The organism is Sandaracinaceae bacterium (assembly GCA_020633055.1).
Lineage (GTDB): Bacteria > Myxococcota_A > Polyangia > Polyangiales > Houyiibacteriaceae > JADJJE01.
The window spans coordinates 1-6,038 of the sequence record JACKEJ010000023.1; the positions used below are offsets into that span (position 1 = coordinate 1).

6 protein-coding genes are annotated in these 6,038 nt (G+C 71.6%); 3 read left to right on the top strand and 3 right to left on the bottom strand.

What is annotated here, in order from left to right; all coding sequences use genetic code 11:
- Positions 1-139 precede the first annotated feature (139 nt).
- Positions 140-730, bottom strand: a complete 591-nt coding sequence (locus H6726_32675) for a tetratricopeptide repeat protein (protein ID MCB9662440.1) — start codon at positions 728-730, stop codon at positions 140-142.
- Between the two features lie 52 nt (positions 731-782).
- Here H6726_32675 and H6726_32680 point away from each other — a divergent pair, with 52 nt between their 5' ends.
- Together H6726_32680 and H6726_32685 are read left to right on the top strand one after the other, a co-directional pair.
- On the top strand, positions 783-1,988 hold the full coding sequence (locus H6726_32680; GenBank protein ID MCB9662441.1) for an amino acid deaminase/aldolase: 1,206 nt from the start codon (positions 783-785) through the stop codon (positions 1,986-1,988).
- A 17-nt stretch (positions 1,989-2,005) separates the two neighbouring features.
- Positions 2,006-3,433 carry an HAD-IG family 5'-nucleotidase gene (locus tag H6726_32685; GenBank protein MCB9662442.1) on the top strand — a complete coding sequence of 476 codons (1,428 nt, stop codon included), beginning with the start codon at positions 2,006-2,008 and terminating at the stop codon, positions 3,431-3,433.
- 93 nt (positions 3,434-3,526) lie between these two features.
- On the opposite strand, the gene H6726_32690 is transcribed toward H6726_32685, so the two are convergent.
- Positions 3,527-4,198 carry a hypothetical protein gene (locus H6726_32690; protein MCB9662443.1) on the bottom strand — a complete coding sequence of 224 codons (672 nt, stop codon included), beginning with the start codon at positions 4,196-4,198 and terminating at the stop codon, positions 3,527-3,529.
- Between the two features lie 85 nt (positions 4,199-4,283).
- Entirely contained in the window at positions 4,284-5,507 is a 1,224-nt protein-coding gene (locus H6726_32695) for a threonine/serine exporter family protein (protein ID MCB9662444.1), read from the bottom strand.
- Positions 5,508-5,594: 87 nt separating this feature from the next.
- Between H6726_32695 and H6726_32700 the strand changes: the two genes are divergently transcribed.
- Positions 5,595-6,038, top strand: a 444-nt coding sequence (locus tag H6726_32700) for a pseudouridylate synthase (protein MCB9662445.1), incomplete at its 3' end; no start/stop codon positions are given.

Sequence of the window (6,038 nt, forward strand, 5' to 3'; positions counted from 1 at the left end):
AAAGCACGCTAGGCGCAAGCGTGCGCCACACCTGCACTCTCACTGTACGGAATGACGACCACTGCTGCGCGAGCCCCCTTGGCACAGACGCAGCGCGCGCCCCCTGAGGAACGGCGCACGGTGGCGTCGCGGCAGGCTCTCAGTTGTCGTCGTCAGGGTCCCCGTAGTCGCCGTCCGAGTCGTCGTCGCCGGGGAAGACCTCGCCGCGGATGATGTTCAGGAGCCCCTCCACCTCCAGGCGCACCTCCACCTCGGGGCTGGTGGCCAAGAAGCGCTGCAGGAAGCCGTAGGCGGGCTTGCGCTCACCCAGCTGGTAGTAGCAGAGGCCCAACAGGAAGAGCGCGTCCGGGTCGTCGCGCCGCAGCGCGAGCGCCTGCTTGCCCATTCGAATGGCCCGCTCTGGCTGGCCCATCATGCGCAGCGTCTGCCCCGCACCCACGCGCGCCCCGAGGTACTGCGGCGCGAGCTGCAGCGCCCTCAGGTAGCCGGCCAGGGCCTTGTCCCACGCCTCGCGCTCGAAGTGCGCCGCCCCCAGGAAGTGGAAGGCGTAGGGGTTCTGGGGGTCTTGCAGCGCGACCTCCTCGAAGGCCGCGATGGCTTCGTCGATCTCGCCCTCGTGCAGCAGCTCCACCCCCTCTTCGCAGGCCTCCCAGCGCGCCGCATCGCGCGCGTCCGGCGTGTCGAGAGCGGCGGGGCTGGCCTCGGGGAGGTCGTCGTCGGGGTCGTGCATGGGCCGAGTGTGGACCGCGCGTGCGCGCCTGCAAGTGGGGTACCCTGCCCCGATGTCGCCCTTCCCCGCCTACGCCGCTGCCCTCCGCAACCTGCGCCTGCCGCTCGCGTACGTCGACCTCGCGCGCTTCGACCAGAACGCCGCGGACCTGGTGCAGCGGGTGCGGGCGGGCACCGGGCGGATGCTGCCCATCCGGCCGGCGACCAAGTCCATCCGCTGCGTCACCCTGATGGAGCGCCTCCTCGCGCGAGACGGCTACGCGGGGCTCATGTGCTACAGCGCCGCCGAGGCCGCCTGGCTCTCGCGCGCGCTCAGCCGGCCGACCCACCTGCTGGTGGCCTATCCCACGCTGGAGCCTGCCGACATCCGCGCGTGCCTCGAGGCGTGCGAGGGGGGCGCCGACATCACGCTCATGGTGGATGACCCCGCCCACGTGCGGCTGCTGGGCCGCCTGGCCGAGGACTACGGGCAGACCCTCTCGGTCGCGCTCGACCTGGACATGTCGCTGCGCCTGCCGGGCTTGCACTTCGGCGTGCGCCGCTCGCCCCTACACTCACCGCGCGCCGCGCTGGAGCTGGCGAGCTTGATCGCCGAGCACGACGCCCTGCGTCTGGATGGCGTCATGGGCTACGAGGCGCAGGTAGCCGGGCTGCAGGACGCCGTCCCGAACCAGCGGGCCATGAACGCGGCCATCCGCGTGCTCAAGCGCGCGTCCAACGTGGACCTCCAGAAGCGCCGCGCGGACACCGTGGCAGCCCTGCACCAGGCGGGTCACACGCTGCGCTTCGTGAACGGCGGCGGCACGGGCAGCTTGGAGGCCACCGCACGCGACCGCAGCGTGAGCGAGGTGACGGCGGGGTCGGGCCTCTACAGCCCCACCCTCTTCGACAACTTCTCGCACTTCCAGCACGCGCCCGCGGCGGGCTTCGTGCTCCCTGTGGTGCGCCGCCCCGCGCCGGGCTTCGTGACCTGCCACGGTGGCGGCTACGTCGCGTCGGGCTCTGCGGGCCCGGAGAAGCTGCCTGTGCCCATGTATCCCGAGGGCCTGCGCCTCCTGCCCACGGAGGGCGCCGGGGAGGTGCAGACGCCGCTGCAGCTGGACGCGGGCGTGTCCCTGTCGCCGGGCGACCCCGTGTTCTTCCGGCACGCCAAGGCCGGTGAGCTGTGCGAGCACTTCAACAACCTGGTGCTGCTCGAGCGTGGGCAGGTGGTGGACGAGGTGCCGACCTATCGCGGGCAAGGGCGCAGCTTCCTCTGATCGTGGTAGACAGCGGCATGGTCCTCGAGCTGCCTCCCACTCCAGCCACCCGCCGCATCTTCGTCAACCGCACACTGAACCTCCGCAGCATCGAGGCCATCGGCTTCGACATGGACTACACGCTGGTGCACTACCGGCACGAGGCCTGGGAGCGCGCGGCGTACAACCACGTGCGGCAGCGCCTGCTGGACATGGGCTGGCCCGTGGCGGACCTCGAGTTCGACCCGCAGAAGGCACAGCTGGGCCTGGTGGTGGACCTCGAGCACGGCAACGTGGTGAAGGCCAACCGCTTCGGCTACGTGACGCGCGCCTCGCACGGCACCAAGCGCCTGGAGTTCTCCGAGCAGCGCAAGACCTACTCGCGGGTGCTGGTGGACGTCAGCGACCACCACCGCTGGTACTTCCTGCACACCCTCTTCGCCCTCTCGGAGGCGTGCCTCTTCATGCAGCTGGTGGACCTGCTGGACGCGGGCAAGCTGCCGCGCCCCATGGGCTACGCGGACCTGCACCGGCTCGTGCGCCGCGAGCTCGACGCGACGCACATGGAAGGCACCCTCAAGGCGGAGATCATCGCGGCGCCCGAGCGCTACATCGACGTGGACCCGGACCTGCCGCTGGCGCTCATGGACCTGCGCGCGGCGGGCAAGAAGCTGCTCGTGATCACCAACTCCGAGTGGTCCTACACGTCCGCCATCATGCGCTACGTCTTCGACCCGTACGTGGACGACGGCACCTGGCGCGACCTCTTCGACCTGGTGGTGGTGTCGGCGCGCAAGCCGGCCTTCTTCGAGCAGCGCAACGACATCTTCGAGATCGTGAGCGACGACGGCCTGCTGCGACCCGCGAACGGTGCGCTCACACCGGGGGGCGCGTACCTCGGCGGGAACGCCTCGCGCATCGAGGCCCACCTGGGGCTGTCCGGCTCGCAGATCCTGTACGTGGGCGACCACATCTTCAGCGACGTGGAGGTCAGCAAGACCCTGCAGCGCTGGCGCACCATGCTGGTGCTGCGTGAACTGGAAGGCGAGCTGGCCGCGCTCGGGACCTTCGCGGGTAGCGAGAGCGAGCTGGTGAAGCTGATGAGTGAGAAGACCGCGCTCGAGTACCGCTACTCCAGCATGCGGCTCGCGCTGCAGCGCAAGACCAAGGGCTACGGTCCGCAGGTCGCCGCCAGCCCCGGCGAGATCCGCGCCGAGGTGCAGGCGCTGCGTGAGCAGCTGGTGGCCCTGGACCAGCGCATCGCTCCGCTGGCCCGCGCCGCGGGCGAGTTGGTGAACCCGCACTGGGGTCCTCTGCTGCGCACCGGCACCACGCGCAGCCTGCTGGCGCGCCAGATCGAGCAGAGCGCCGACGTCTACACCTCTCGCGCTTCCAACCTGCTGCACGTGACGCCCTTCGAGTACCTGCGCTCGGGCGGGACCAGCATGCCCCATGACGACGACTGAGCCGCGCCGGGGCGAGCGCGGCGAGGCCGGACCTGACCCAGCTCGACGCCTGGGAGCGAGGTGGCCCCTACACCACGTTCCGCGGGCTGTTCGTCACGGGCTGCTCCGACGCAGATCCACGGCCCAGCGCACGTCCACGACGCCGTCGAAGGGCCGCACACGCAGCGTCGACAGAGCGTCCGTGACGCAGCGCACGCTGACTCCGTAGGAGCCCTCGCCGCCCAACACCAGGCCGCTGATGGCGCCGGTGTCTCCGCGTAGGCGCGCGTCGATGTACAGCACGCGGTCGGCGGAGGGCGCGCAGGCGCGCACGCGCTCCTCGTTCTGCGCGAAGACCGCGTCCAGCTCGCTGACGGATGGCGGTCCGCTCTCTTCGGGGCCGATGGGGATGTCCGTCGGGGCGAACTCCCCCGGGGCGGGCCCGTTGGGGTCGTACGCGAGCAACACCTCAGGGTCTTCTGGGGTCGCAGGGGCGCGACAAGCGGCGAGCCGCGCGGCCCTCTGGTTGGCGCGGCGCGTGCGCCCCCCGCGACCGAGGTTCCCGAAGTTGGGCGCCCGGCCGAGCGCCGCAGACGCGATGACGAGCACCCCCAAGACGACCACCGACCCGATGATGCCCGCCACGGCGCGCCCCGCGGTCTGTCCGCGCAGCGTGGCGCACTGCTGCCGCTGCGCGCGGGTGAGCCCTGCCCCGCAGCCCACCGTGGTCAGCGCGAGGCTGACGGACAGCAGCACGGCGAGAGGCGTTCTCGAGAGGTGGCGCATGGTCTTCGAACGGCGGGGGGCCGTCGAGCGAGTGTACGGGCGCTGGCACCCCGCTCTTCCCTCGGCGCGAGCGAGCACACCCACCTCAGAGGGCCTTCCGCGGAGGCAGGATCAGGTTCGCGATGAGGAGGCCAGTCACCAACGCGCCTGCCACCAGCCCGACGGCAAAGGCGGTGTCCACGGCGGCGATCACGTCGCGCCGCAAGAAGGAGGTCACGCTGCGGAAGCCCATGGTGCCGGGCACCAGCAACAAGATGCCGGGCACCATCACCAACGCAGCAGGCCGGTCGGTGATGCGCGCGAAGGCGTTGCTTCCCAGACCGAGCACCAGCGCGGACACCGTAGCCGCGAGCGAGGGGCCGAGCGCGTCGCCGAAGAGGGGCGTGCTCAGCTGCCCGGCCGAGAAGGCGCAGGTCGCCACCAGGAAGGTGGGCAGCGCGTCCCGCAGCTGCGCGCGCAGCAAGACCATCACCGCAGGCAGCGCCACGAGCAGCCCGATGAAGGGCCAGAACGCGGCGCGGGGCGGCAGCGTGCCGGGCAGCGCGGCGCTGCGGCTCAAGCTGGCGATCAGCGCGCCTCCGAGGCTGACCCCGACCGCGATGGACAGGAACGACACCAGCGCGCCGGCGAAGCGCGCCGTGCCGGACACGAGGTGCCCGGTGGCCACCTCGTTCATGGCCGTGGTCAAGGAGAGGCCGGGCATGAGCATGTAGATGCCCGCCACGGTGGCGAGCTGAATGGCCAGGTCCGGCATGAACATGCCGGCCAGCGCGGCCGTGACCGAGGCCACGACGCTGCCGAGGAGCAGGTAGAGGCGCGCGATGGGCTCCGCGCGACCTGCCGCCCACTCCAGGAGACCCACCAGGAGCCCGATGCCCCCCGCGACGGCCGCCTCGAGCGGCCCCCCGCCCAGCAAGAGCGCGGCGGGTGCGGCGACCAGCGGATGCACCAGCACGCGCATCAGCACGGACCCCTGCGACGCGCGCCCGACGATGGCAGCGAGCTTCTCGGTGCCGGCGGTCGCGTCCAGCTCTCCGCGCCCGACCGCGCTCACCAGCGCGTCGAGATCCGCGAGCTTGGAGAGGTCCTGCTCGCCAGCCTCGCTGCGCACCAGGTACGTCCGCTGCGAGGGCGGGTCCCCGAAGGCGACGAACACCGCCGTGGGCGTACAGAAGTACTGCCCGCGCGTCCCGAGGGGCTCGCTCAGCGCCTCCAGCAGCGCCTCGAGCCGGTGGGCGGGCTGACCGTAGGCGTGCAGCGCCCGCGCCACCGCGATCACAAACGCTTCGTTCTCGTTGGCGCTGCCCATGTGGTGGCGAGTCTAGCAGCTCGACACAGAGAGGCCCCGGCTCGCCCACGCCTCGACAGCGGGCGCCGTGTGGCGCATGTCAGCGGCATGAGCGCCCCACCCGCTCCGAGCGCGCCCGCGCCCATCGCGGTCCTGTACAGAGACGACGACGTCGTGGTCGTCAACAAGCCCTCCGGCCTCATCGTGCACCGCGGCTGGGCCCAGGATCGCGTCGTTGTCATGTCCCTGGTGCGCAACCAGCTGGGACGCGACGTGTACCCCGCCCACCGGCTCGATCGGGGCACGAGCGGCGCGCTGCTCTTCGGCCTGCACCCAGCCGCCCTGCGCACGCTCAACACCGAGTTCGAGAGCGGGGGTGTGGAGAAGCGCTACCTCGCCTTGGTGAGAGGACGCCCGGACCCCGCGGAGGGGTTGGTGGACTACGCCATCCCGCGCACCGAGGACGGCGAGCGCGTACCCGCGCAGACCCTCTACCGGGTGGTGCACCAGCTCGAGCACTACGCGCTGGTCGAAGCGCGCCCCCTGACCGGC